General features: G+C 71.7%; 20 protein-coding genes, 2 tRNA genes and 2 pseudogenes. 12 read left to right on the top strand and 12 right to left on the bottom strand.

Going from position 1 to position 25,012, the window contains the following annotated elements; translation table 11 throughout:
- The first annotated feature begins 101 nt into the window (after window positions 1–101).
- Together OG520_RS19820 and OG520_RS19815 are read left to right on the top strand one after the other, a co-directional pair.
- Window positions 102–791, top strand: coding sequence for a SigE family RNA polymerase sigma factor (locus tag OG520_RS19820; RefSeq protein ID WP_266416637.1), 690 nt, complete (start codon window positions 102–104; stop codon window positions 789–791).
- A gap of 139 nt (window positions 792–930) precedes the next feature.
- Entirely contained in the window at window positions 931–2,580 is a 1,650-nt protein-coding gene (locus OG520_RS19815; RefSeq protein WP_406014041.1) for a long-chain fatty acid--CoA ligase, read from the top strand.
- Between the two features lie 134 nt (window positions 2,581–2,714).
- Here OG520_RS19815 and OG520_RS19810 read toward each other — a convergent pair whose 3' ends face one another.
- The 3 genes from OG520_RS19810 to OG520_RS19800 form a co-directional block, all read right to left on the bottom strand.
- Entirely contained in the window at window positions 2,715–4,301 is a 1,587-nt protein-coding gene (locus OG520_RS19810) for an IS1182 family transposase (protein ID WP_266815641.1), read from the bottom strand.
- 143 nt (window positions 4,302–4,444) lie between these two features.
- On the bottom strand, window positions 4,445–8,392 hold the full coding sequence (locus OG520_RS19805; RefSeq protein ID WP_406014040.1) for a PAS domain-containing protein: 3,948 nt from the start codon (window positions 8,390–8,392) through the stop codon (window positions 4,445–4,447).
- Between the two features lie 180 nt (window positions 8,393–8,572).
- Entirely contained in the window at window positions 8,573–9,028 is a 456-nt protein-coding gene (locus OG520_RS19800) for an SSI family serine proteinase inhibitor (protein ID WP_399328756.1), read from the bottom strand.
- Between the two features lie 228 nt (window positions 9,029–9,256).
- Between OG520_RS19800 and OG520_RS19795 the strand changes: the two genes are divergently transcribed.
- Window positions 9,257–9,347, top strand: a tRNA-Ser gene (locus tag OG520_RS19795).
- An 85-nt stretch (window positions 9,348–9,432) separates the two neighbouring features.
- Here the strand turns inward: OG520_RS19795 and OG520_RS19790 are convergent.
- A pseudogene (locus OG520_RS19790) lies at window positions 9,433–9,861 on the bottom strand (DUF11 domain-containing protein); the annotation flags it as partial.
- A 757-nt stretch (window positions 9,862–10,618) separates the two neighbouring features.
- Here OG520_RS19790 and OG520_RS19785 point away from each other — a divergent pair.
- A tRNA-Arg gene (locus OG520_RS19785) sits at window positions 10,619–10,691 on the top strand.
- Between the two features lie 130 nt (window positions 10,692–10,821).
- Here OG520_RS19785 and OG520_RS19780 read toward each other — a convergent pair.
- From OG520_RS19780 to OG520_RS19755, 6 genes and pseudogenes are all read right to left on the bottom strand, one after another.
- The gene (locus tag OG520_RS19780; protein ID WP_406014039.1) at window positions 10,822–11,643 is read right to left on the bottom strand and encodes an aminoglycoside phosphotransferase; all 822 of its coding nucleotides are present in this window, start codon (window positions 11,641–11,643) and stop codon (window positions 10,822–10,824) included.
- A gap of 103 nt (window positions 11,644–11,746) precedes the next feature.
- Window positions 11,747–11,884 (bottom strand): hypothetical protein, encoded by a 138-nt coding sequence (locus tag OG520_RS19775; protein ID WP_406016523.1) that lies wholly within the window; start codon window positions 11,882–11,884, stop codon window positions 11,747–11,749.
- Window positions 11,881–12,462: a hypothetical protein gene (locus OG520_RS19770; RefSeq protein WP_406014038.1), complete on the bottom strand. Its 582-nt coding sequence runs from the start codon at window positions 12,460–12,462 to the stop codon at window positions 11,881–11,883. The genes OG520_RS19775 and OG520_RS19770 overlap by 4 nt, the downstream gene beginning before the upstream one ends.
- Before the next feature lie 109 nt (window positions 12,463–12,571).
- Window positions 12,572–12,808, bottom strand: a pseudogene (locus tag OG520_RS19765) (4Fe-4S cluster-binding domain-containing protein); the annotation flags it as partial.
- 179 nt (window positions 12,809–12,987) lie between these two features.
- Window positions 12,988–13,293, bottom strand: coding sequence for a hypothetical protein (locus OG520_RS19760; RefSeq protein WP_406014037.1), 306 nt, complete (start codon window positions 13,291–13,293; stop codon window positions 12,988–12,990).
- A 20-nt stretch (window positions 13,294–13,313) separates the two neighbouring features.
- A complete protein-coding gene (locus OG520_RS19755) occupies window positions 13,314–13,514 on the bottom strand; it encodes a hypothetical protein (protein WP_406014036.1) in 201 nt (66 codons plus the stop codon).
- Window positions 13,515–13,637: 123 nt separating this feature from the next.
- On the opposite strand from OG520_RS19755, the gene OG520_RS19750 reads away from it, so the two are divergent.
- The gene (locus OG520_RS19750) at window positions 13,638–14,984 is read left to right on the top strand and encodes a hypothetical protein (RefSeq protein ID WP_406014035.1); all 1,347 of its coding nucleotides are present in this window, start codon (window positions 13,638–13,640) and stop codon (window positions 14,982–14,984) included.
- On the opposite strand, the gene OG520_RS19745 is transcribed toward OG520_RS19750, so the two are convergent.
- Window positions 14,962–15,495, bottom strand: a complete 534-nt coding sequence (locus tag OG520_RS19745; protein WP_406014034.1) for an NUDIX hydrolase — start codon at window positions 15,493–15,495, stop codon at window positions 14,962–14,964. The genes OG520_RS19750 and OG520_RS19745 overlap by 23 nt on opposite strands.
- Window positions 15,496–15,998: 503 nt before the next feature.
- Here OG520_RS19745 and OG520_RS19740 point away from each other — a divergent pair.
- Window positions 15,999–16,418, top strand: coding sequence for a MarR family winged helix-turn-helix transcriptional regulator (locus tag OG520_RS19740; protein WP_406014033.1), 420 nt, complete (start codon window positions 15,999–16,001; stop codon window positions 16,416–16,418).
- A 33-nt stretch (window positions 16,419–16,451) separates the two neighbouring features.
- Here the strand turns inward: OG520_RS19740 and OG520_RS19735 are convergent, their stop codons facing one another.
- On the bottom strand, window positions 16,452–16,994 hold the full coding sequence (locus OG520_RS19735; protein ID WP_399332288.1) for a hypothetical protein: 543 nt from the start codon (window positions 16,992–16,994) through the stop codon (window positions 16,452–16,454).
- A 148-nt stretch (window positions 16,995–17,142) separates the two neighbouring features.
- Between OG520_RS19735 and OG520_RS19730 the strand changes: the two genes are divergently transcribed.
- The 6 genes from OG520_RS19730 (at window position 17,143) to OG520_RS19705 (ending at window position 25,002) form a co-directional block, all read left to right on the top strand.
- Window positions 17,143–18,021 carry a DUF2797 domain-containing protein gene (locus OG520_RS19730; RefSeq protein ID WP_406014032.1) on the top strand — a complete coding sequence of 293 codons (879 nt, stop codon included), beginning with the start codon at window positions 17,143–17,145 and terminating at the stop codon, window positions 18,019–18,021.
- Window positions 18,022–18,059: 38 nt separating this feature from the next.
- Window positions 18,060–18,938: an amidohydrolase family protein gene (locus tag OG520_RS19725; RefSeq protein WP_406014031.1), complete on the top strand. Its 879-nt coding sequence runs from the start codon at window positions 18,060–18,062 to the stop codon at window positions 18,936–18,938.
- Window positions 18,939–19,021: 83 nt separating this feature from the next.
- Window positions 19,022–19,765: a response regulator transcription factor gene (locus OG520_RS19720; RefSeq protein WP_399332282.1), complete on the top strand. Its 744-nt coding sequence runs from the start codon at window positions 19,022–19,024 to the stop codon at window positions 19,763–19,765.
- Entirely contained in the window at window positions 19,758–21,464 is a 1,707-nt protein-coding gene (locus tag OG520_RS19715) for a sensor histidine kinase (protein WP_406014030.1), read from the top strand. The genes OG520_RS19720 and OG520_RS19715 overlap by 8 nt, the downstream gene beginning before the upstream one ends.
- A gap of 26 nt (window positions 21,465–21,490) precedes the next feature.
- Entirely contained in the window at window positions 21,491–22,831 is a 1,341-nt protein-coding gene (locus OG520_RS19710; RefSeq protein ID WP_406014029.1) for a glycosyltransferase, read from the top strand.
- Window positions 22,828–25,002, top strand: a complete 2,175-nt coding sequence (locus tag OG520_RS19705) for an ArnT family glycosyltransferase (RefSeq protein WP_406014028.1) — start codon at window positions 22,828–22,830, stop codon at window positions 25,000–25,002. Before OG520_RS19710 ends, OG520_RS19705 begins: the two co-directional genes overlap by 4 nt.
- The last annotated feature ends 10 nt before the right edge of the window (window positions 25,003–25,012 follow it).

Here is a 25,012-nt window from a genome sequence, read left to right as displayed (position 1 = left end):
TACAGGAGGTGGAGCAGCCCCCACCCCTACACCCTGAGGCGGACGCGGTTTCGGGACCTGGGGCCGATCCCCGGAGCTGCGCCCGCTTCTAGCGTGGAGCCATGACCACGCCAGTCTGCACGGGCAGCTCCGGGGGAGCCGCCACCACCGGACACACGCCGCACCCAGGACAGGTGTCGCACACCCTGCACACCACGGGGCACGGCTCACACAGCCAGCACGGACCGCAGAGCACGCACCTGTCGCGCACACCGCGTACCGCACGCGCCCCGTACGCCTCGCGGACCCCGTACGCCCCGTATCCGTCGTTCTCCTCCTTCGTCCGGGCGAGAGGGCCCGTGCTGCTGCGCGCCGCGCGCTCGCTCACCGCCAACCCGAGCGATGCCGAGGACCTGCTGCAGACCGCGCTCACCAAGACGTATGTCGCCTGGGAGCGGATCGAGGACCACCGGGCGCTCGACGGCTATGTCCGCCGGGCCCTGCTGAACACCCGGACCTCGCAGTGGCGCAAGCGCAAGGTCGACGAGTTCGCCTGCGACGAGCTGCCCGAGCAGGAGGCCGTCCAGGGGCCCGACCCGGCCGAGCAGCAGTCGTTGCACGACGCGATGTGGCGTGCCGTGCTGAAGCTGCCGGACCGGCAGCGGGCGATGGTGGTCCTGCGCTACTACGAGGACCTGAGCGAGGCCCAGACGGCCGAGGTGCTCGGGGTTTCCGTCGGCACCGTGAAGAGCGCGGTGTCGCGGGCGCTCGGCAAGCTGAGGGAGGACCCGGAGCTCGCTCCGGTGCGGTGACCCCGGGTGACGGTGGCGCGCCGACCTGATTTTGCCGAACGAGACCGATTCGTACTCCCGGAGCTAGTGACATACCGAACGGTATGTGAGCAGAATCAGCGCAACCTTACTGCCGCGTAGCGCCCACCGGGAGGACGCCGTGCTGAGCACCATGCAGGACGTACCGCTGACTGTCACCCGCATCCTGAACCACGGGATGACCATTCACGGGAAGTCGCAGGTCACGACCTGGACCGGCGAACCCGAGCCGCAGCGGCGCAGCTTCGCCGAGATCGGCCGGCGGGCGACACAGCTCGCGAACGCGTTGCGCGACGAGCTCGGCATCGACGCCGACCAGCGGGTGAGCACCCTCCTGTGGAACAACGCCGAGCATGTCGAGGCGTATCTCGCGATTCCCTCGATGGGCGCGGTGCTGCACACGCTCAACCTCCGGCTCCCGGCCGAGCAGCTGGTCTGGATCGTCGGGCACGCCGACGACAAGGTCGTCATCGTCAACGGCTCCCTGCTGCCGCTGCTCGCACCACTCCTCCCCCACCTGACGTCGGTCGAGCACGTGATCGTCACGGGGCCGGGCGACCGCTCGCTCCTCGACGGGGCGGCGCCCCGGGTGCACGAGTACGAGGAGCTGATCGCCAGCCGCCCGACCCACTTCGACTGGCCCGAGCTGGACGAACGCCAGGCCGCCGCCATGTGCTACACCTCCGGCACCACCGGCGACCCCAAGGGCGTCGTCTACTCCCACCGCTCCATCTACCTGCACTCCATGCAGGTCAACATGTCCGAGTCGATGGGCCTGACCGACAAGGACACCACGCTGGTGGTCGTCCCCCAGTTCCATGTGAACGCCTGGGGGCTGCCGCACTCGACGTTCATGTCCGGCATCAACATGCTCATGCCGGACCGGTTCCTGCAGCCCGCCCCGCTCGCCGAGATGATCGAGCGCGAGAAGCCGACCCACGCCGCCGCCGTCCCCACCATCTGGCAGGGACTGCTCGCCGAGGTCACCGCCAACCCGCGCGACCTCAGCTCCATGGCCCGCGTCACCATCGGCGGCGCCGCCTGTCCGCCCTCCCTCATGACGGCGTACGACAAGCTCGGCGTCCGCCTCTGCCACGCCTGGGGCATGACGGAGACCTCGCCGCTCGGCACCATGGCCAACCCGCCCGCCGGACTGACCGAGGAGGAGGAATGGCCCTACCGCGTCACCCAGGGCCGCTTCCCGGCCGGTGTCGAGGCGCGGCTGGTCGGCCCCGGCGGCGAGCACCTGCCGTGGGACAACGAGTCGGCCGGTGAGCTGGAGGTGCGTGGCCCCTGGATCGCCGGGGCCTACTACGGGGGCGCGGACGGCGAGGCCCTGCGCCCCGAGGACAAGTTCAGCGAGGACGGCTGGCTGAAGACCGGCGACGTCGGCGTGATCAGAGAGGACGGCTTCCTCACGCTCACCGACCGGGCCAAGGACGTCATCAAGTCCGGCGGCGAGTGGATCTCCAGCGTCGAACTGGAGAACGTGCTGATGGCGCACCCCGATGTGGCCGAGGCGGCGGTCGTCGCCGTCCCGGACGAGAAGTGGGGCGAGCGCCCGCTGGCGACCGTGGTCCTCAAGGAAGGCGCGAGCGCCGACTACGTGGGGCTGAAGGACTTCCTCGCCACCTCCGGCATCGCCAAGTGGCAGCTGCCGGAGCGCTGGACGATCATTCCGGCCGTGCCGAAGACCAGCGTCGGCAAGTTCGACAAGAAGGTGATCCGCAAGCAGTACGCGGAGGGCGAGCTGGACATCACCCGGCTCTGAGAGGCTGTCGGGTGACCTCCAATCGGGCAGCCACGGTCTGGCACGCATGCTTCCCGCGTTGCCGAAAAGCCCTAGGAGACCGCTGAAAATCTTGTCGAGGGGTTGTGCGGCCGCAGGCCGGACGGCCCCTTTCGCTATGCGGTGGCCGGGGCGAGATGCCAGATGTTGTTGGTGTGGGTGAGTCCGAGGGTGATCAGTCGGCGGAGGTTGAGAGCGGCGGCGCGGTGGTGGAGCCAGATGTTGTTGGCGATGACGCCCCGGTAAGGGACCCGGCGGTTGCCCTTGGCGACGAGCCAGGCGATGGCGCGTTCGACGGGTGGCCGCCATCGGCGGTACTCGTCCTGCCAGACGGTGTCGGTGGCGGCCTGGGCCCGGGCGGCGGCCAGCAGTTCGTACTGGGGGTGGACGTTGAGGGTGCGTCCGGTTTTGGAGGTGGTGCAACGCGTCCGAAGAGGGCAGCCCGTGCAGACACGCTTGAACTGGGCGGTGCGGGCGCCGTCCGCCTTGATCTGGCCAAGGCCGGCGGTGTGTCCCGCAGGGCAGGTCGCGGTGCCGGCGGCCAGTTCGATCCGGAAGTCGTCGATGGTGAAGCCGCCGGGGACTGCCTGCCGCAGCGGCGGCGGCTTGATCACCAGGGTGTGGCCGTCGGCCTGCAGTTGTGCGCGCAGATCGCCGGTTCCGTAGGCAGAATCGCCGAGCACGGTTAACGCCGTGCCCTCTTCCTCGTCGGCCAGCAGACCGCAGGCGACGGCGGCCTCGTGGTTGTCGGGGCCATAGCCGCTGGTCAGGGCGACGGCGGTGAACAGGCCTGCCTCCGGCTCGAAAGACGCATGCCCTTTGAAGCCGTCCTGGTGACGGCTGCGGTTCTTGTGGATGTGCCGTGCGTCGGGGTCAACGGTGGACACCGTCCGGTCGGCCACTGTGCGCTTGGCGATGCGCCAGCGTCCGTCGCGCCCGTCGGAGTCCTCGGCGGGTTCCACGTCCTGCCCGGCGACCAGGGCCAGCAGGCCGACCGCGTTCGCCGCCTTCTCGCCCAGGTTCTGCTCAGGCAGGTGTCCGAGCAGGTTGAGGGCGTCGGTGACCAGCGCGTCGACCAGCGCGGCGCGGGCCGTCTCGTCGTCCCAGGCGATCCTCGGTTTGCCCGGGTCGCTGTAGTCATGCGCCTGGCAGTGCTCCGCGGCCACTTCCCCGGCGCCGGGGACCTCGCGGATCACCCGGCGGACCGCGGAGATGATCTGGGTGACGGTGTCCTGGGTGGCCACCGCATCATCGAGCACCGTGGAGTCCAGCGCGCGCCGCTGCTTGCCCTTGAGCACGCCGGTCGCGGCCACGACTTCCTTGACCTTGGTGAAGATCCGCATCGGGTCGGCCGAATGACGCAGGCGGCGCCGGAAATACGTCAGCAGCGACGGATCAAACGCGGTGTCGTACAGCCCGAGCCCGCACGCGGCCTTCCACCGCAGGTCACACCGCAGTTCCTGGACCGTCTCGAAGTCCGACAGCCCCTGAAGGCTCTGCAGCACCACCGTCGCGGCCAGCACCTGCGGCGGCAGACTCGGACGGCCGTTGGACGACGGATACATGTCCGCGAACATCCCCAGCGGGAACAGCACCTCGCGATGTTCCGCCAGGAACGCGAACGCACTGCCGGCCGGGATCAACTCCCGGCACGTTTCCCACACATCCGGCCCGACCATCTCCCCGGCCCATTCCCCCTGCATGCCTACAAGATTGGCCCCGACTCCACCGAGCCGGGGCCAGAACCCGAGATTTTCAGCAATCTTCTAGGGCCTGTCCGAGGGCCGTGGACATGACGGGGGCGGTACGGGAGTGATCCCGTACCGCCCCCGTCATGTCCCGCGTCTCAGTTCGTACCGATCTTCGCGAGCAGATCGACGATGCGTGACTGGACCTCTTCGCTGGTGGACCGCTCGGCCAGGAAGAGAACGGTCTCGCCCGAGCTCAGCTTCGGCAGATCCGATCCGTTCATGTCGGCGGCGGAGGTGTAGACGACCAGCGGGGTCCGGTTCAACTGGCCGTTCGCGCGCAGCCAGTCGACGATGCCGGCCCGGCGGCGGCGTACCTGCATCAGGTCCATCACCACCAGATTGGGCCGCGTCCGGGTGGCGAGCGACACCGCCTCGCTGTCGGTGGCGGCCCGCGCCACCTGCATGCCGCGGCGCTCCAGGGTCTCCGTCAGCGCCAGCGCGATCTCCTCGTGCTCCTCGATCAACAGCACCCGGGGCGGATGCTGTTCGCTGTCGCGCGGGGCGAGCGCCTTGAGGAGGACGGCGGGGTCGGCACCGTACGCCGCCTCCCGCGAGGCCTGTCCCAGCCCGGCCGTCACCAGCACCGGAACCTCGGCCGCCACCGCCGCCTGACGCAGCGACTGCAGGGCCTTGCGGGTGATCGGGCCGGTCAGCGGGTCGACGAAGAGCGCGGCGGGGAACGCCGCGATCTGGGCGTCGACCTCCTCGCGCGAGTGCACGATCACCGGCCGGTAGCCCCGGTCGCTCAGCGCCTGCTGGGTGGAGACGTCGGGCGCGGGCCAGACGAGCAGCCGGCGCGGGTTGTCCAACGGCTCCGGGGGCAGCTCGTCGTCGACCGGCTGCGGCGACGGACGGGTGGCGACCTCGACCGCACCACCCGGACCGTCCAGCGGCTCCGGCCCCTCGGCGCCCTCGTCGGGTGCCCCTATCGCGTACGAGCGTCCCTCGGCCTCCGGCCCCGAACGCACCGGGCCCTGCGCGGGGCCGGTCTGCGCCCCACCGGCGGGGGAGGAAACGGGCGCGGACGGGGACGGCGCCGACGGGGCGGCCTGCGGGGTGCGCTCGCCCTCCGGCGGGGCGGCGAGCTTGCGGCGCCGCCCGGCACCGCCGAGCGTCTGGTTCTGCTGGTGCGCGATGTGCTGGGCGAAGGGCACGCCCTGCCCGAGCGTCCGCACGCTGAACGCGCGCCCCTGCGTCGAGTCCGACGAGCCGCCGGGCATCGGGGCCTCCGCGGGCAGCGGCTGCCTGCGCGCGTCCGGCACGGGTGCGATGTTCCGCGGGTGACCCTCCGCGCCTTCCTCGCTCTCCGGGGAACCCGGGGCGGCCGCGACGGCCGTGGTGCCGGTGGCGTGCGTGGTCCGTCCGGCCGCGGGCCGGTCCGCACCGTCGCCGGGCAGGTCCTCGGACTGCTCACCGGGAACGGCGGCCTCCTCGGGCCGACCGGGCTGCTGGGGAGCCTCGGAGTGCCGGGCCCGGCGACGGCCGGTCGGTACGGGATGCGCCTGCGGCGGTGTGTGGTCGTCGTCCGGCACGCTGCGCACGGAGTCATGGCGTCCCGGCAGCGAGGCGTCCGGGTCGGCGGCCGTGGCCGGGGAGCGGTCGGCCTCCGCCGGCGGGAGGGCGAACGCGGTACGCGGCCCTGCGGGCTCGGCCCGGTCGGTCCGCTCCTGGGCGGCCGCCAGCGCCCGCCGGGCCCGCCGCCCGGTCGGCTGAGGCACCTGCGACGCGCCGGGCCCGGAGCCGTCACCGGGCTGCGGGGACCCCTCGGGGTCGCCGGCCGCGGCGGAAGCCGGAGCCCCGGCGGAAGCCGGCAGGGCCAACTGGTTCTCGGCTCCCTGACGCGCGCGGTGTCCGCCCGCGGGCACCGGCACCGGCATCTGCCCCTCGGCCGGAACACCCTGCGGCGGCACGGTCTGGCCGAGCTGCGGCCGGCCGCCGCCACCCTGCGCGCCCTCGGCCGCCGTCACCACGGCTCCCTCGGACGGCGCCGGGGCCGCGGGCAGTGCCAACGCCTGCCCGGACCCCTGCCCCTGCCCGGACCCCTGCCCCTGCTCGGGCAACTGGGCCGACCGGTCCGGAAGCGAGGGCTGGGCCCCGGTCTCGGCCGGACTCGGCCGCCCCCGCCTGCGCCCCGAACCCCCGCCCTGCGTGTCCTGCGCCCCCGGCAACGTCTGCTCGTCCTGCGCCACGGGCTCACGACGCGCCCGTCGCCGCCCCGTCGGCTCGGCCGCCGCCGTGTCACCGCCGGACCCGGCGTCCGCCCCGGAGCCGCCCACCGGGCTCTCCAGGAACGCGTCCGTGGACGCCCGACGCGCCCGTCGCCGCCCGCCGCCCGGCTGCTGCGCAGCCGTCTCGGGCCCGGCACCGGGCTGCGCCCCGGCCACCGGCTCCGGCTCGGACGCCGTCACCGTGCCCGAACCCGCGCCCAACGGCACTTCCAGCACATACGCGCTGCCGCTCATCCCCGGCACCTCGTGCGTCTGGAGCACGCCGCCGTGCGCCCGCACGATCCCGCGCACGATCGGCTCGTGCACCGGATCTCCCCCGGCGAACGGTCCGCGCACCTCGATCCGTACGACCTCGCCGCGCTGCGCCGCCGCCACGACGACCGTGGAGTCGACGTACCCGCCGCCGGGCACCACCCGGGCCTTGCCGGTCGAGTCGACCCCGGCGACGTCCGCGACCAGATGGGCGAGCGCGGTCACCAGCCGGGCCGCGTCCACCTCGGCCTCGATCGGCGGCGCGTGCACGGCGAACTGGGCGCGCCCGGGACCGATCAGCTCGACGGCCGCGTCGATACCGGCCGTCACGACCGAGTCCAGCAGCACGTTCGCCTTGGCCAGCTTCTCGGAGCCGGCGTCCAGGCGCTGGTAGCCGAGCACGTTGTCGACGAGGGTGGTCATCCGGGCGTAGCCCGCGGCCAGGTGGTGCAGGATCTGGTTCGCCTCGGGCCACAGCTGTCCTGCCGGGTCGGCGGCGAGCGTGGAGAGTTCGCCGCGCAGCTCCTCCAGCGGGCCGCGCAGCGATTCGCCGAGCACGGCGGTGAGCTGGGTGTGCCGGGCGGTCAGCGCCGCCAGCCGGTCGGCCTGCGCCTCCAGCTCGGCCGCGTACCGCTCGGTCCGGTCGGCCAGCTCCGTGCTGTGCCGTTCCGTCAGTTCGGCGACCTCGGCGGTGTGACTCCCGGTCAGTTCGGCGACCTCGGCCCGGTGCTGCGCGTCGAGCTCCTCGTACGGCCTGCGGTCGGTGAACGTCATGACGGCGCCGACCAGCTGGTCGCCGTCCCGGACCGGTGCGGTGGTCAGATCGACCGGCACCTGCGCGCCGCTCTTGGACCACAGGACCTGGCCGCGCACCCGGTGCTTGCGCCCGGACCTCAGGGTGTCGGCGAGCGGCGACTCCTCGTACGGGAACGGTTCGCCCTCCGCCCGCGAGTGCAGGATCAGCGGATGCAGCTCCTGGCCGCCCAGGTCGCTGGCGCGGAAGCCGAGGATCTGCGCGGCGGCGGGGTTGACCAGGACGACCCGGCCGTCGGTGTCCGTACCGACCACGCCCTCGGCCGCGGCCCGCAGGATCATCTCGGTCTGCCGCTGCGAACGGGCCAGTTCGGCCTCGGTGTCCACGGTGCCCGACAGATCCCGTACGACGAGCATCAGCAGCTCGTCGCCCGTGTAGCTGCCGCTGTAGGTGCTCTGGAAGTCGTTGTACGCGGCCTGCCCGTCCTCCAGGCTGGCACTGGTGACCTCGACGGGGTACTCGGTGCCGTCGGTCCGCCGCGCGGTCATCCGGGTCGGCTTGGTACGGACGCGCTCGTCGGCGGTCTCGGGGCGGCGCATCGAGCCCGGGATCAGCTTGGAGTCGAACTCGGGCAGCAGATCGAGGAGCCCGCGACCGACGAGCGCGGTGCCCGGCGTCTCGAACATTTCGAGCGCGATGGTGTTGGCGTTGACGACCGTGCCGTTGCAGTTGACGAGCAGCAGCCCGTCAGGGAGTGCATCGAGTATGGCTGCGAGGCGAGCAGCGCCTCGGGATGGCCTGCTGCTCACGACGACGCTTCCTCCCTGGTTACCGCACCTTGCCGACAGCGGGCCCCATCTTGCCCCTCGGGCCGCGGGCTGTCACTGGAGGAGTCTAAAGGCAGTGAAGGGGCGTGGGGCTGCGGATGAGGGGGAGCTCTCACCAAGGTTCTGTGCATACCGTGTACGACTCCGTCCGGGCAGGCCTAGTCAGCCGACGTTCGGGAGCACCGGCCGCAGGCCGTTCCAGCGGGCGATCTCGCAGCCATTGGTCCGGCTGAAGACCGTGTCGACGCTCCGCCCCCGCCAGGTCCCGGTGACCCGGGCGGTGGCCGGTCCCCCGAACTGCTGGGTGCACAGCGCGTCCTCGGGCACCGGGGCGAACGGGTCCGCGCCCTCGCCCGCCAGTTCGTCCAGCCGGCCGCAGGCCTGCCGCGCCACCGGGTGGCTGCCGCCCGCCGGACCGCACCGCAATTCGAAGGCACCCTCGGCCGCGGCGTTCTCCGAGCCCGAGACCGTGATCGTCAGCTGGGTACGGGCGTCGTGTCGCAGCAGGGGCAGCGGCAGCGGAAGCGGAAGCGGGCCGGTGACCGCGGTCGCGGCCGGCGCGGCGGCGGACAGCGCGGCGAGGGACGCGACGGCGGTGAGGGCGAGGCGGCGCAACATGCGGGCTCCTGTGCTCGTGCACTTCGGCGGGAGTGCCGGTGGAACGGACGGAAGGACGGGAGGGCGGCGCCTCCGTCATCACTAACGCTCCGCACGCCACGGCGTTGCGCAACCGCAGGCGCTTTGCCCTCGGACCCGACTGCCTAGTACCGTAGGCGTCGATTGGTGAGGCACCGCTCAACTGTGTCATCATCTGCACGCACCACTCGCGCTCGCGCGGGGTGTGCTGGAGGCGTCGCCTAGTCCGGTCTATGGCGCCGCACTGCTAATGCGGTTTGGGTCTTAAAGCCCATCGAGGGTTCAAATCCCTCCGCCTCCGCTCTCTGACCAGGGAGTTCAGCCCGTTCGGCTGAACTCCCTGAGTCGTTTCCGGAGCCGTTCCGGCGACCGACGGCAGGCCCCGGCTACTTTCGGGTCGCGCAGGGGGCGCAGCAGGAGGGAGCCGGCTCGACGCAGATGGTGACGGCGTCGGTGTTGTCGGTGGTGTCGGGATCCTTTTCGTTGGCGGTGGCGGTGTTGACGACCGGGCCGGCTTCGGTGGCCTTGGCCCGCAGCACGAGGGTGGCCCCGGTGCCGTCGGCCAGGGTGCCCACGGCCCACCGTCCGGTGGCCGGGTCGTAGCTTCCGGGGCCGTCGGCGGACAGGAAGGCGAGACCGTCCGGGAGCTGGTCGGTGACGGTGACGCCGGTGGCCCGGTTCGGGCCGGCGTTGTGGACGGTGATGCGGTAGGTCACGGTCTGCCCGACGGTGACGGTGGTCGCGTCGGCCGCCTTGACCACGGCCGGGTTGACCTGTGTGACCTGCTCGTTGGAGGTGGCCGTCAGCGGCTCCGGGGCGGTGGTGAGCCAGCCCGGGACCCGCTTGGGCGCCTGCGTCTGTGAGGAGTCCGGCAGGATCTCCACACCGGTGACGACGGGCTGTTCGAAGCTGCCGTTGGCCAGGGCGACCGGAGCGGAGCAGGAGGTGTGGACATGGTTCTTCCCCTCAAGTCGACGCTGCTGGAACGCACCGCCGTCCGGCCGCACAACTGTGCGCCGTTGCGGAGCCGGTGCATTCAGTAGCGCAGTGCATCCGGGTGATCGCGTAAAGCGAGGGGCGGGGCGGTTCGGCCAACCCCGCGCGGCAGGTTTGCGGAACCCGCCCCCGGGCGACTCCCGCCACACCGTCACCAGCGCCGCCGTCGGTGCGCCGTGCCCGTCGCACCCGCCTCCTGGTTCCCTCCCGCCCACCCCGTCACGGCCGGAAGCCCGCGCCGCGCCCGGTGCGCCCACCCCCGCTCAGGGTGAATCGGTCACCGACGAAGTTGACGCTTCCGGCGCCGCGGCGGCGACCGCGTGAACGTCCGTGGAGAGGGGGGCCGCTGACACGCGCCCCGGCGCCCGGCCCGCCGACGCGGGGCTCCGGCCACGTACGGACCCACCCCGTCCGCCGACCGCCCCACAGGGGCGCGGCGCCCCGCCCCCGCAACCGCTGAACACGGTGTTTCCGCAGGTCGGGGCGGGTGTGGCTAATGGATTTCGCGCTACGGCACAGGTCATGTAATGTTGTTCTCGCAACGCCGACCGGGAAGAAAAAAACCGGGAAGCACAAGCACTCGTAGCTTAACGGATAGAGCATCTGACTACGGATCAGAAGGTTGCAGGTTCGAATCCTGCCGAGTGCACAGCAGGCCAGAGGCCCTCAGGAGAAATCCTGAGGGCCTCTGTCGTATGTCATGACGTCTCCGCCACCGCCTGCGGCGGCCCCGCCCGTTCGTGACGCAGAAGCCCGAGAAGCGGGCACGAGGGTTCGGTTCAACCAGCCTTGCGGTGTGCGTTCCAGGCGGTGGCGGCAGTCGCGAGGCGGAGGGTCCATGGGTCGGGGTCGGCGGTGCTGATCTCGGACCAGACGTTGGCGTTGGCGGCGGCGAAGGCGGTGATGCCCTCGGCGGGGGCGGTGTGCCAGGCGGGGATCTCGGCGGCCCAGCCTTCGGCCGATGCGGGGGTGTGGCCAGCGGCGATAAGCCAGATGACCCAGTAGCCGGCATCGAGCCAGGCCGCTCCGCGGGTTGCCCAGGCCCAGTCGACCAGGCGGGCCCGATCGCCCCGCGGAGCGTGGTCGTCGACGAGGACGTTCGTGTTGTTCAAGTCGGTGTGGAGGAGATGGGTCCCGGCGAAGAGGCGGAGGTCGTCGGGGTGGGCGGCGTAGTGCTCCAGGCGCTGTTCGGCGTGGCGTAGTTCGATGCCGGGGCAGGGGGTCGACCCGAGGCGGCACAGGAGGGCGGTGACTTCGGGGAGGTCGGGGGAGCCGGGGGCGTAGTCGGCGTGGTGGCTATCGAGGGCTTCGAAGCCGAGAAGGTCCCAGCCGGCGGTCTCGACGCGCCAGCGGAGGGCGGGGGCCAGGCCGGTGAGGAAGGGGGCGACGGCGGCTTCCCGGCGCTGGGTCCAGACGCGGGGGTGGCCGGTGCGCAGGCCTTTGATGTGCCAGGTGCCCGTGGCGGAGGTGACGCGGGCCGCGATCTCGCTGTTGAAGCCCTCGGCCGTCTCCTCGACCGTGAGGAGGGGGCCGGTGTGCTCTTCGACGGCAGCGCGGGCGGCGGGCGGCAGCCGGTCGAGGCCGATGCGGGTGGTCGCCATGGGGCTTCACTCTTCCACGGGTGCGAGTGCGGGCGCGCAGTGGTGCGGGGACTCCGGACGGAAGAACGTCCCGGAGCCCCCGCGATTCTGTGCGGCCGGGTGCCTACTGGTACGGGTTGTCGTCGTTGCAGGCGGGGACGGCGCCCTCGGTCAGCACCTCCAGGTCGTCCAGGAGGACCACCCCCTCGGGCTCCTCCGGGGCTGGCGGCCGGGGACTGATCTCCACCATGACAGCGGTCATTGCGTTTCCTCGCTTCCGTGTTGGCAGTAGGTGTTCAGTGGTGCCTTCGCCTCCTGGTACGCCTTGGCGAGCGGTCGGCAGACCCGGCAGGTGCCGGAGAGCCGACAGCCGCCGCAGCCACCGGTGCGAAGCATCTGGGCATCGGCGATGCCGGGCAGACGGAGGAGTCCGTCCAGGCCCTCGGTCATGAGGTCGATGGGGTTCTCGCGGCCGACCTTGCACATGGTCGCCAGGCTGTGCGGGGCGACGTGGAAGAAGGTGTGGCCGGCGGGGCAGCCCTTGAAGACGCTGGTCTTGTCCAGGAAGCCGGGTGCCTGCGCGGCCAGCGGTTCGGGCGTGCCGGTGTACGTGGGGGAGATCGCGCCGTACTCCTGGCGGCCCGCCCCGTACCGCTCGGCGAGGGCCCGCATGGCGTCCAGCTCGTGGGCGTTGTGCCGGGTGATGATCAGCGCCAGTTCCAGCGCGATGCCGGCCTCGCGCGCCGCGACGAGCCCCTTCTCGACCAGCTTGAACGCGCCCGGCTTGCGGGTGAGCGAGTCGAAGCTGTCCGGGGTCGCCCCGTAAAGGGAGACAGTCACCTTGTGCGGCGGCAGGTCGCGCAGGAGGCCGATGATCTCGGGGCGGTGGGAGCCGAGAGCCGTTGGTCAGGATCTCGATCAGCATCCCGGAGCGGTGAGCGAGCGCGTACGCGTCCACGAAGTCCCGGTCGATCAGCGGCTCGCCACCGGTGAACTGGAGCCACAGCACCCCGGCATCCCGCAGCAGGTGCAGGAGCCGGACTTTGTCCGGCCAGGGCAGCCCCTCGAACTTCCGCTCCGCCAGGTAGCAGTGCTCACAGTTGAAGTTGCAGCCCTTGTTGATCTCGTACGTGGCCCGGCCGTAGCGGAGGCCGGTCTCGGACCGTACGAGAACGGCGTCCCGCATCACCGCGCCCGCCAGGTCAACACCCCAGGCGGTGCGGGCCTGGTCGAGGAGCCAGGCCGGAAGAGGGCTGCTGCTCTCGGCGGTCGAGGCCAGCTCTTCGTACAACGTCCGGGGGATACGCATGCCGCCCTTGGAGCCGGGGCGGGCGATCAGGAACGCTCCGTTGTACGGGCTCGCGATCAGCTGGTGCACGGGACCTCCTCCAGGGTGTCTTCCCAGGTGTGCTGCTTGGCGTGATCGGCGAACAGACAACAGCCCTCACCATCGGGCCCCGGGGCGGCCACCGGGCAGTCCGGCCGTACGACGATCTCCGCCTCGGTCGTTCCGTGCCAGCGGAGCCACAGCGCGGTCCCGTACGCGCAGGCGTCGGTGAGGAGGCCGAAGTGCTCACCGTCGTCGTGCGCGGTCAGTTGGCACTGCACAGCCCTGTCGATGTACGTGGCGGCCGACTTCTCCCGTGCCTGCCGTGTCAGGTCAAGGGGCACCCGGCGCCAAGCGCACCGCATCACGACACCATCCGGAAGGACGCGAGGGCGTTCCGCTCCTGCTTCGCGCACCGGGGGCAGACGCACGGAGGGAAGCGGCCCGGGTCGTCAGGGACCACCGGGTCGTCGCCCACGCGTACCTCCGTGAGAGGCCCCCACGTCTGGCCGGAGTCGTGGGAGACCCGCAACGTCATCCGTACATGGTTCTGTCCGTTCGTCATGGTCAGGAGCATTGCGATTCGCGGGCTTGACCAGAAAGGCCCAGCGGGTTACCCAACTTGGGTAACATCACCCTCGGTTGACCAAGTGCAGCGATCCGTAGTCCTCATGCCGGAGCGTGCCCGATGCCCGAGCCACCTCGCTCGAAGGAACTTCCGGTCGGCCTGCTCACGGACCCGGTGATGATCGAGGCATGCCAGGCCAGGGACTTCGGCCGCATCTTCCAACTGGTCAGAGGACGAGCAGGTATCTATCCGTCGATGATCGCGCGCCGCTGCGACCTCACCCCGAGCCGCGTGGGCGAGGTGATCGCCGGACGGCGGCAGTTGCTGCACATGGACGTGATCGAACGAATCTCGGACGGACTGCGCATCCCTGGGCACATGCTCGGTCTCGCCCGCCGCTCCTGGGAGACGCCGCCCAGCCTGACCGTCACGCCCCGCGAACCGGCCGAGGTGCCGGCTTCAGCCGACGAGCCGCTGGCTGCCGGACTACCTGGGGCCGACGTCGACACCATCCTCGCCCTTGCCGCCGAGCGGGACCTCAGCCCGTCGACACTGGACGCGCTGCACTCGTCGATCGTGGACTACTGGCGCCGGGACGACGAGCACGGCGGCGAGACCTTACGGCCGGCGGTCGTCGGCCAGCTCCGCTACGTCGTTGATCTCCTCAGAGAGCAGCGGCCAGCTCCTCTGCGCGACGGCCTGCACAGCATCGCGGCCGAGCTGGCTCGGCTCACCGGATGGATCTACTTCGACGCCCGCCAGTACAACCAGGCACGCGCCTACTTCACCGAATCCCTCGGCCTGGCCAAGGCCATCGACGACCACCAGTTCATGGCCAACGTCCTCGCCTGCATGAGCCTCCAGGCCACCTACCAGGACAAGCCCGGAGATGCTCTCGCACTCGTCACCGCAGCCCAGGACCAGGCCCGAGCAGCGGCGGGGACGACGCCACGCGTGCTGGCCATGCTCGCGATGCGCGAAGCCTTCGCCCATGCCACCCTGGGCAACCACGGCGCGACCCACACCGCGATCTCGGAAGCCAACACCTACTTCGGCCAGATCAGCACCGGCGATCCGGCCCCGGCTTGGGTCGCCTACTTCGACGAGCCAAAACTGATCGTTGACACCGGCATCGCACACGGCCGCCTGGGCGAAGTCGCCCTCGCCGAACCCCTCATCGCGGACGCCCTCCGCCGCGAACACGCATCGAACCACCGAGGCCGCGCTTTCCACGCCTTCTGGCTCGCCCGCACCCAGCTCCAGCGCGGCAAACTCGACGAAGCCTGCCGTACCGCCGTGGATGCCCTGGCTCCTGCGGCGGCCGTCAGCTCGCAACGAGTCGCCGGCCATCTGCGGGAGTTCTACGAGCAGCTGGAGCCTTTCCGCCGGGAACCGGCCGCGGTGGCATTCGAGTGCCGGCTCCGGGAAGTGTTGCCCCGCCAGGTCAGCGGACCGCCTCGTCCATGAGCACGTAGAGCAGCCCGACGAGGGAACCGCTGCTGACGATCTCGCGGCGGTCGATCAGGCCCCGCACGTCGGCCAGCGGGATCCATTCGATCCGGTCCGACTCGTTCTTCTCGGTCGGCGGTCCCTCGTAGGTCGCCCCGTCGGCCCGGAAGACGTGGTGCTGGGAGTCGGTGATGCCGTTGGCCGGCTCGGCGTAGATCAGCGGCTTGATCGGGCCAGGTCGCCAGCCCGTCTCCTCAAGCACCTCACGGGCCGCCGCTTCCGCCGGGCTCTCGCCCTCCTCGACCAGCCCCATGGGCAGCTCCCACGCCCAGACGTTCGTGATGAAGCGGTGCCGCCACATCATCAGCACCTCGCGCCGCTCGTTGACGACGGCGGCCACGGCCAGGTGCCGGAGCTTGACGACGTGGTGCTCCCAGCGGTTCCCGTCCGGCGTCTCGACATCGGTGAGCCACAGGTTCACCCAGCTGTTCTCGTAGATCGGGCGTTCCCCGTGGATCTTCCACTGCATTGCTGCGGCCCCTCTCGATCGAGCTCCAGCATGGCAGAACGAAGCTGAGAGACAGCAGGGTTCGCGGATTTAACGTCGATCTGACGAATAAAGGCGGCCTCAGATACTCGCAGCAGCGGAGAGCGTCGCACTTGTGGTGTGAGGACGCCTGGTCAGTCGCAGAGGCCCTGGCTGCGATCCACCTCAGCGGGAGGGTCCGCAGCCGGAGTTCTCCGTGGACGGGGGCTCCGCTGCGTCGAGCCGGGCGAGCATCTGGCGGAGTCGGAGGCGGCGTGGGGGTAGGTACTCGGGAGCTGTGGATCAGTCCACAGGGCCTCTGGCTTTTTCCTTCAGGGCCTGCATGAACAGCCGTGCAGGGGTGAGGCCGGTCAGGCGGCGATGTCCGAGGCCGGTCGGGGTGTGGCCGCCAGTCGCCGGGACCGCACGGCCAGGATGATCACGACTGCCGGGATCAGTCTTACCTAGTTAATATTAACTGGTCAAGAGTTGGGTATAGTGGTGGTGTGGATGACGGACTCGCAGACCTGCTGCACCGCGTGGTCATGCTGCTGGGTGAGGCGACCCGACAGCGCACCGATGACCCCGACGGCTTGACCTACAGCCAGATACGACTTCTGGGCACGCTGGAGGACATCGAGCCGGTGACGCAGCATCGGCTGGCGCAGGCGCTGTCGGTGTCGGACCCGGCGATCAGCCGGGCGCTACGACCACTCGAAGCGGGTGGCCTGGTGCAGATCACCATCGACCCCGCACACGCGCGGCGGCGGCTGGTCCGCCTCACCGAGGCCGGCCGGAACGCCTTCCATGCCGCCGGAAAGCCGCTCTACGACGAGCTCCGCGCCGGGCTGGTCGCGGCCGGGTTTCCCTACGAGCGCTACCTCGAAGACACCCGTCGGCTGGCCGAGTTCCTCGCATCCGACTGAGGACGCCTCTGCGTGTTCGGCTACAGCACCGCCCTAGCCCGTGATGTGGAACGGGGTGTCGGCGCGCTTGTCGCTGTCCAGACCGCGGACTTCGAACGACTGCTGCTGGTCCGAATTGACGCTGTCCTCCGGGACCGTGACCTCGGCGGCGAAGTCGCCGTCCGGTCCGGCCGTGACGTCACGGAGATCGAGTGTGGCGCCGTACGTTCCGTTGAATGTGATGCGTACCTGTTCCCCGGCCGCGAAACCGGAGCCCGTGATCGTGACGGTGGCCCCGATGGCGGCCGAGTCGGGGCCGGCCATGATGCGGGCGGCCGTGGGGGACGGTGCCGGGGGCGGTGGTGTGGACGGAAGGCTCTGCACGGGGCGCGGGGTGTCCGAGGTGTGCTCCGAGGCTGGGGGTGCCGCGGCGGCGGGTGCCTTCGGGGAGGTGCCGCCCGCGACCGTGGTCGCGATCACGGCGGCGAGGATGGTGGCCGCGCCGGTGATGACAGCCGCGATGATCACTGTCCGGTGGCTGCGATCGGCCCTTCCGGCCGTGTCACCGGTGGTGCGGGTGTCGCCGGAGTCGGACACGTGGATTCTCCAACCAGTCATGTTTGGAAAGCAGTTGATCAGGATACTTAGCGCGGCTCTCCGACGGCCTCCGGTTTTCCGGTCTCGGCACGGGGCCGCCGAGGCCGTCCGCTGACGTCGCTCCGGGGGTTCGTTCATGGTGGTGGTCATGGGGTGGCAGTGCACCGGGCTGCGGTGGCCCGACGCGCAGGGGCCGCCCGTGCTCGGCTGGCGGCGCGGCGGGGCCGTGCGGGCGAGTGCGCAGGTGTACGGGGCGGAGTTCGGGTTCCGGGCCGAGGGGGAGCGGGGCTGTGTCGGGGCGCGCGGGAACGCGTGTCCGGTGGGGGCCGTGGTGTCGGGGCGGAGCACGGGGGCGCGGTGTCCGGAGTGCGCGCGGCTGGACCGGGCGCATTCGGTGGCCGCCGACACGATCGCCGATGACCCGAGGACGTACCGCGTGTATCTGGCCTGGTTCGGGCCGGGGATGGTGAAGGTCGGGATCACCGCCGAGCAGCGGGAAGCGGCGCGGCTGCGCGAGCAGGGAGCCGTGGTGTTCAGCTGGCTGGGGCGGGGGCCGTTGATGGCGTGCCGGCGGACCGAGGAGCTGCTGCGCTCGGCGCTCGGGGTGCCGGACCGGATTCCGTACGCGAGGAAGCGGGCCGTGCGCGGGGTGCTGCCGGGGGCGGCGGAGCGTGGTGCCGAGGTGGCGGAGCTCTACGGGCGGGCCGCGGCGCTGGAGGGGGCCGGGTGGCCGGAGTCGCTGGAGCGGTTGCCGTTCGAGGCCGTCGATCACGCCGGGCTGTTCGGGCTCGACGGCGCGGTCGAGGTGGCGTGGGCGGTGACCGAGTTGGTGGCCGGGGGTGCGGTCGCGGGGCGGCTGGTGGCGGCGGCCGGGCCCGATCTGCATCTGGCGACGGCGGACGGGGTCGTGGTGCTGGACACCCGGCTGATGACCGGGTGGGAGCTGGTGGCGGCGGACGCGCGGGCCGGGGTCGGGGTGCCGGTGGCCGACATCGGGGGCGGTGGCGTGCAGGGCGGGCTGTTCTGAGATCGTCGGATCCGTCCGGACGGTGAGAGGGGCGAGGGATGAGTGGTGACGCCGATGACGTCGTGCGGTTCTGGGAGCGGCTGGGGCTGCCCGGGATCATCGATGTCCATACGCACTTCATGCCGGAGCGGGTGCTCCGGAAGGTCTGGGCGTACTTCGACTCCGCGGGGCCGCTGACCGGGATGGAGTGGCCGATCGAGTACCGCCACGACGAGGACGAACGGCTCGCCCTGCTGCGTTCGTTCGGCGTGCTCCGGTTCACCTCGATGCTCTACCCGCACAAGGCCGGGATGGCCGCCTGGCTGAACGGCTGGGCGGCCGGCTTCGCGCGCCGGGTGCCCGACTGCCTGCACACCGCGACCTTCTTCCCGGAGGAGGGCGTGGAGCGGTATGTGCGCGAGGCCGTCGAGGCGGGGGCGCGGGTCTTCAAGTCGCACCTCCAGGTCGGCGCGTACGACGCCAACGACCCGCTCCTGGACCCGGTCTGGGGTCTGCTCGCGGAGGCCGGGATCCCGGTGGTGATGCACTGCGGCTCGGGGCCGGCGCCCGGCAAGTACACGGGCCCCGAGCCGGTCGGCCGGCTGCTCGCCCGGCATCCGCGGCTGCCGTTGACCGTGGCGCACATGGGGATGCCGGAGTACGCGGAGTTCCTGGCGCTCGCGGAGACGTATCCGCGGGTGCGGCTCGACACGACGATGGCGTTCACGGACTTCACGGAGGACTTCACCCCGTTCCCGCCGGCCGAGCGGGGGCGGCTCGCCGCGCTCGGGGACCGGATTCTGCTGGGCACGGACTTCCCGAACATTCCGTATCCGTACGCGCACCAGCTGCACGCGCTGGAACGGCTGGAGCTGGGCGACGACTGGCTGCGGGCGGTCTGTCACGGAAACGCGAGCGCCTTGTTCGAGGTCGGCTGACGGTCCGTCGGCGGTGCTGCTTTCTCAGGGAATTCACAGAATCGGGTAAGGACCCTTTCAGAGGAGCCTCACAGGGTTGGGGCATGACGACGACGACCTCGCCCCAGGGGCGTACCGAACTGCTGAGGGCGGACCGTACCCCCGTCCGTGTGCTGGTGGTGGACGACGAGGCTCCGCTCGCCGAGCTGCTGTCCATGGCCCTGCGTTACGAGGGCTGGGAGGTGCGCAGCGCCGGGGACGGTGCCGGGGCCGTCCGGATGGCGCGCGACTTCCGGCCCGACGTGGTGATCCTCGACGTGATGCTGCCCGACACGGACGGGTTCGCCGTGCTCGGCAGACTGCGGCGGGAGCTCTCCGAGGTCCCCGTCCTGTTCCTGACCGCGCGCGACGCGGTGGAGGACCGGATCGCCGGTCTCACGGCGGGCGGCGACGACTACGTGACCAAGCCGTTCAGCCTGGAGGAAGTCGTGGCGCGGCTGCGCGGGCTGATCCGGCGGTCCGGCACGGCGGCGGCCGTGCGCAGCGAGTCGACCCTCGTCGTCGGCGATCTGGCCCTGGACGAGGACAGCCACGAGGTGAGCCGGGCCGGGGTGTCCATCCATCTCACCGCGACCGAGTTCGAGCTGCTGCGCTTCCTGATGCGCAATCCGCGGCGGGTGCTGAGCAAGGCGCAGATCCTCGACCGGGTGTGGAACTACGACTTCGGCGGGCAGGCGAACGTCGTCGAGCTGTACATCTCGTATCTGCGCAAGAAGATCGACGCGGGGCGGTCATCGATGATCCACACCCGGCGCGGGGCGGGATATCTCATCAAGCCCGGTGAGTAGGCGCCCGTACCGGTGGCGGGGGCCGTGGACGCTGCGGACCCGGCTGGTGGTCTCGGCGGTCACGCTGATCGCCGTCGTCGCCGCGGTCATCGGATCGGTCACCACCATCGCGTTCCACAGCTACATGTACGGCAAGCTCGACGACCAGCTGGCCGCCATCGCCGTGCGGGCCGCGAAGCCGCCCGGCGGGGGACCGATGCCCGGTGGCGGTCTGCCGCAGGGCCTCGACCCGCTGGCCTTCGTCGACGCGCGCGGGCTGCCCGTCGGCGCCTTCGGGGCCGTGGTGACGGACGGCGCGGTCACCGCCTCGCGGGTGGTCGTGGAGAGCGCCACCACGCCGGGGCCCGGGGCCGAGGACAGCGGGCAGCCGATGACCGGCGCCCAGCGCAGCGCCCTGGCGGCGGCGGGTGTCACCGCCGGGAGCGGGGCGAGGAGCGTCGACCTGCCGGGGCTGGGCGGCAGCCGGGTGGAGGCGGTCACGGACCCGCACGGGACGACGATCGTCGTCGGCATCCCCGCAGCCGAGGTGAGCGGTGCCCTCACCACCCTGATCGTCGTCGAGGTCTGTGTCACCGGGGCCGGGCTGATCGCGGCCGGGCTCGCGGGCGCCGCCATGGTCGGGGTCGCGCTGCGGCCGCTGCGCCGGGTCGCCGCGACCGCGACCCTGGTCTCCGAACTCCCGCTGCACAGCGGTGAGGTGGCCCTCCTGGAGCGGGTCCCGCAGGCCCAGGCCGATCCGCGGACCGAGGTCGGCCAGGTGGGCGCGGCGCTCAACCGGATGCTGGGCCACGTCGGTTCGGCGCTGGAGGCGCGGCAGAAGAGCGAGACGAGGGTGCGCCAGTTCGTCGCGGACGCCAGCCACGAGCTGCGCACCCCGCTGGCCTCGATCCGCGGATACGCCGAACTGACCCGGCGCGGACACGAGGAGACCGGCCCCGACACCCGGCACGCCCTGGGGCGGATCGAGTCCGAGGCGGAGCGGATGACGGGCATGGTGGAGGATCTGCTGCTGCTCGCCCGGCTGGACGCCGGACGCCCGCTCAGCCTGGAGAGCACCGATCTCTCCCCGGTCGTCGTCGACGCGGTGAGCGATGCCCGCGCCGCCGGGGAGCGCGGCCACCACTGGCGCCTGGAACTGCCGGACGAGCCCGCGACCGTGCACGGCGATCCGACCCGGCTCCCTCAGGTGCTGGTCAACCTGCTGGCGAACGCCCGTACCCACACCCCGCCCGGTACGACCGTCACTGTGCGGGTGCGGTCCGCGGCCGGCCGGCCATGGGTGACACTGGAGGTCGGGGACGACGGGCCCGGCATTCCGCCCGGACTGCTGCCGCATGTCTTCGAGCGGTTCGCGCGCGGTGACGCCTCGCGCTCCCGCAGCGCGGGTTCCACCGGTCTCGGGCTCGCCATCGTGCAGGCCGTCGTCGCCGCGCACGGCGGCCGGGTCGAGGTGGACTCGGTGCCGGGACGCACGGTGTTCGCCGTCCATCTGCCCGCGGAGGCTGCGGTCGGGCCTGCGGTCAGGCCTGCGGTTGGGTCTGCGGTTGGGCCTGCGGTCGGGCCTTCGGCCGGGTCTGCGGTCGGGCCTGCGGTTGGGCCTGCGGTTGGGCCTGCGGCTGGGTCTGCGGTCGGGCCTTCGGGCGGGCCCGCGGCCGGGCCGCACTCACAGCATGGGGACAGGCTCAGCACACCGGCGTGACAGCCGAGTTGGCGAATGTCGGTCACATGCGAACCGACACTCCTTGGAGCACCCTGCCGGCCCGGGACCACCTCCTCGCCGGAGCGGTCGATGCGGCGGGTGCGCCCGTAGTCGATGTGGTGGTACCCGTCTACAACGAGGAGAAGGACCTCGAACCGTGTGTGCTGCGCCTGCACGACCATCTGGTGCGCACCTTCCCGTATGCCTTCCGGATCACCGTCGCGGACAACGCGAGCACCGACCGGACGCCGCAAGTGGCGGCGCGGCTCGCGGCGGCGCTGCCCCGGGTGCGGTCGTACCGGCTGGAGGAGAAGGGCCGGGGGCGGGCGCTGCGCACCGTCTGGTCGGGCTCGGACGCACCGGTGCTGGCCTACATGGACGTCGATCTCTCCACCGACCTCAACGCGCTGCTGCCGCTGGTCGCCCCGCTGATCTCGGGCCACTCCGACCTGGCCATCGGCTCCCGACTGGCCCGCAGCTCGCGGGTGGTGCGCGGATCGAAGCGGGAGTTCATCTCGCGCGCCTACAACCTCATCCTCCGCTCCTCGTTGGCCGCCCGGTTCAGCGACGCGCAGTGCGGGTTCAAGGCCATCCGGCGCGATGTCGCGGAGCGGCTGCTGCCGATGGTGGAGGACTCGGGGTGGTTCTTCGACACCGAGTTGCTGGTGCTCGCCGAACGCGCCGGGCTGCGCATCCACGAGGTGCCGGTCGACTGGGTGGACGATCCCGACTCCACCGTCCACATCGTGCGGACGGCGACCGAGGACCTGAAAGGCGTGTGGCGGGTGGGGCGGGCGCTGGCGGTCGGAGCGCTGCCGCTGGACCGGCTGGCCCGGTCCTTCGGGGACGATCCGCGTGACCGCGCGTTGAGCGGGGTGCCGGGCGGACTGGCCCGGCAGCTCGTCGGGTTCTGTGTCGTCGGCGCGCTCTCCACGCTCTGCTACCTCGCCCTGTACTCGCTGTTCCGGCTGGGCGCCGGCCCGCAGATCGCCAACGGCGGCGCGCTGTTGGTGTCGGCCGTCGCCAATACGGCTGCCAACCGGAGGCTCACCTTCGGCGTACGGGGCCGGGGCGGGGCCGTACGCCATCAGGCGCAGGGCCTGGTCGTCTTCGCCATCGGCCTCGCGCTGACCAGTGGCTCACTGGCCGCGCTGGGAGCGGCGTCCGGATCGCCGTCGCACGCCACGGAACTCGCCGTGCTGATCGCGGCCAACCTCGCGGCGACGGTGCTGCGGTTCCTGCTCTTCCGCGCCTGGGTCTTCCCGGAGCGGACGGACCGGAACCCCGCCTGCCCCGGGGCCGCCCCCGCCGCCTCTCCGGCCGGGCCCGCCGATGACACCCACCACGAAACGGGGAACCTCCGATGACCACGCTGCATCCCGACCACCTCCCGGCCTCGCCGGCGCCCGCGCCGCCCACCGCACCGGCGCACGGACGCCCGAACCGGCCCTTGGCGCACCGCGTGTGGCGGGGCAGGCCCGAGGACCCGCGCTGGGCGAGGCCGGCCTTTCTCGCGTTGCTGCTGGTCATCGGGCTCGCGTACCTGTGGAACCTCAGCGCTTCCGGATACGCCAACTCCTTCTACTCCGCCGCCGCCCAGGCGGGCAGCCGGAGCTGGAAGGCCTTCTTCTTCGGCTCGCTGGACGCGGCCAACGCCATCACCGTCGACAAGCCCCCGGCCGCCCTCTGGCCCATGGCCCTGTCGGTGCGGATCCTCGGCCTCAACTCCTGGGCGATCCTGGCCCCGCAGGTGCTGATGGGGGTGGCCACGGCCGGGGTGCTGTACGCGGGCGTACGCCGCCGTTTCAACGCCGTGGCGGGGCTGATCGCGATGGCGGTGTTCGCGCTCACGCCCGTGGCCGCGCTGATGTTCCGCTTCAACAACCCGGACGCGCTGCTGGCGCTGCTGATGACCGTCACCGTCTACTGCGTGCTGCGCGCGATGGAGCACGGCCGCACCAAGTGGCTGGTGTGGGCGGGTGTCGCGGTCGGGTTCGCGTTTCTGGCGAAGACCCTCCAGGCGTTCCTGATCCTGCCGCCGCTGGCCGTGCTGTACGCGGTGTTCGCGCCGGTCCCCGTACGCAGGCGGCTCGGCCAACTCGGGCTCTCGGCCCTCGTGATGGCCGTCGCGGGCGGCTGGTGGGTCGCGATCGTCGAACTGTGGCCCGCCTCCTCGCGTCCGTACATCGGCGGCTCGCAGAACAACTCCTTCCTGGAGCTGACCTTCGGCTACAACGGGCTCGGCCGGATCAACGGCGAGGAGACCGGCAGCGTCGGCGGCGGGGGCGGTCCGGGCGGCGGCTCCGGCGGTCAGTGGGGCGAGACCGGCATCGGCCGGATGTTCAACTCCGAGATCGGCGGCCAGATCTCCTGGCTGCTGCCCGCCGCGCTGATCCTGCTGGTCGCGGGCGTCTGGCTGACCTGGCGGGCGAAGCGGACGGACACGGCCCGCGCGGCCTTCCTCGCCTGGGGCAGCTCGCTGCTGATGACCGCGGCGGTGTTCAGCTTCATGGCCGGCATCTTCCACCAGTACTACACGGTGGCCCTGGCCCCCTACGTCGCGGCGCTGATCGGCATGGGCGCCACGGTCCTGTGGGAGGAGCGCTCCCGCTGGTGGGCGGGTGCGACGCTCGGCGGCACGGTGGCCGTGACGGCGTACTGGTCGTACGTGCTGCTGGGGCGGACCCCGGACCACCTGCCGTGGCTGCGTACGGTCGTGCTCGTCGCCGGGATCGCCGGCGCGCTGGGTCTGCTGTTCGCGTCCCGGCTGGGGCGTCGACCGGCGCTCGTCGCCGTGGGCCTGGGCCTCGTCGTGTCGCTGGCCGGGCCGGCCGCGTACACCGTGAGCACGTTGAACACCGGACACCAGGGCTCGATCGTCACGGCCGGCCCGTCCTCCGGCGGCATGGGCGGCCCCGGCGGTGGTGGCGGCGGTCGCGGTGGTCCCGGCGGCGGCATGCGTCCCCCGGGGCAGGGCAACCAGCAGGGCAACAACCAGCAGGGCGGTGGCATGGGCCGACCGCCGACCGGCACCCCGCCCGGCCAGGGCCAGGGCCAGGGCCAGGGCCAGATGCAGGGCGGGCCCGGCACGTCGCAGAACGGGCAGCAGCCCGGTGCCAAGCCCGGCATGGGCGAAGGCTTCGGAGGCGGCGACGGCGGCGGCATGGGCGGACTGCTCAACGGCGCGTCCGTCGGCGCCGAGGCCGAGGCGCTCCTGGAGAAGGACGCCGGGGACTACACCTGGGCCGCCGCCGCCGTCGGATCCCAGAACGCCGCGAGCTACCAACTCACCACCGGCGACCCGGTGATGGCGATCGGCGGCTTCAACGGCAGCGACCCGTCCCCGACGCTCGCCCGGTTCAAGCAGTACGTCGAGGACGGCAGGGTCCACTACTTCATCGCGGGCAAAATGGGCGGGGGTGGCGGCGACAGCGGCGCCTCCTCGCAGATCTCCTCCTGGGTGGAGGACAACTTCGAGAAGGTCGCCGCGGGCAGCGCCACCTTCTACGACCTGACCCGGCCGAAGAGCGGAGCGTAGGGCTCAGAGC

It is taken from the genome of Streptomyces sp. NBC_00984 (genome assembly GCF_045162475.1).
GTDB lineage: Bacteria > Actinomycetota > Actinomycetes > Streptomycetales > Streptomycetaceae > Streptomyces.
The sequence above is the reverse complement of the archived record's forward strand: the minus strand, read 5'-3'. Positions and strand labels throughout refer to the sequence as shown.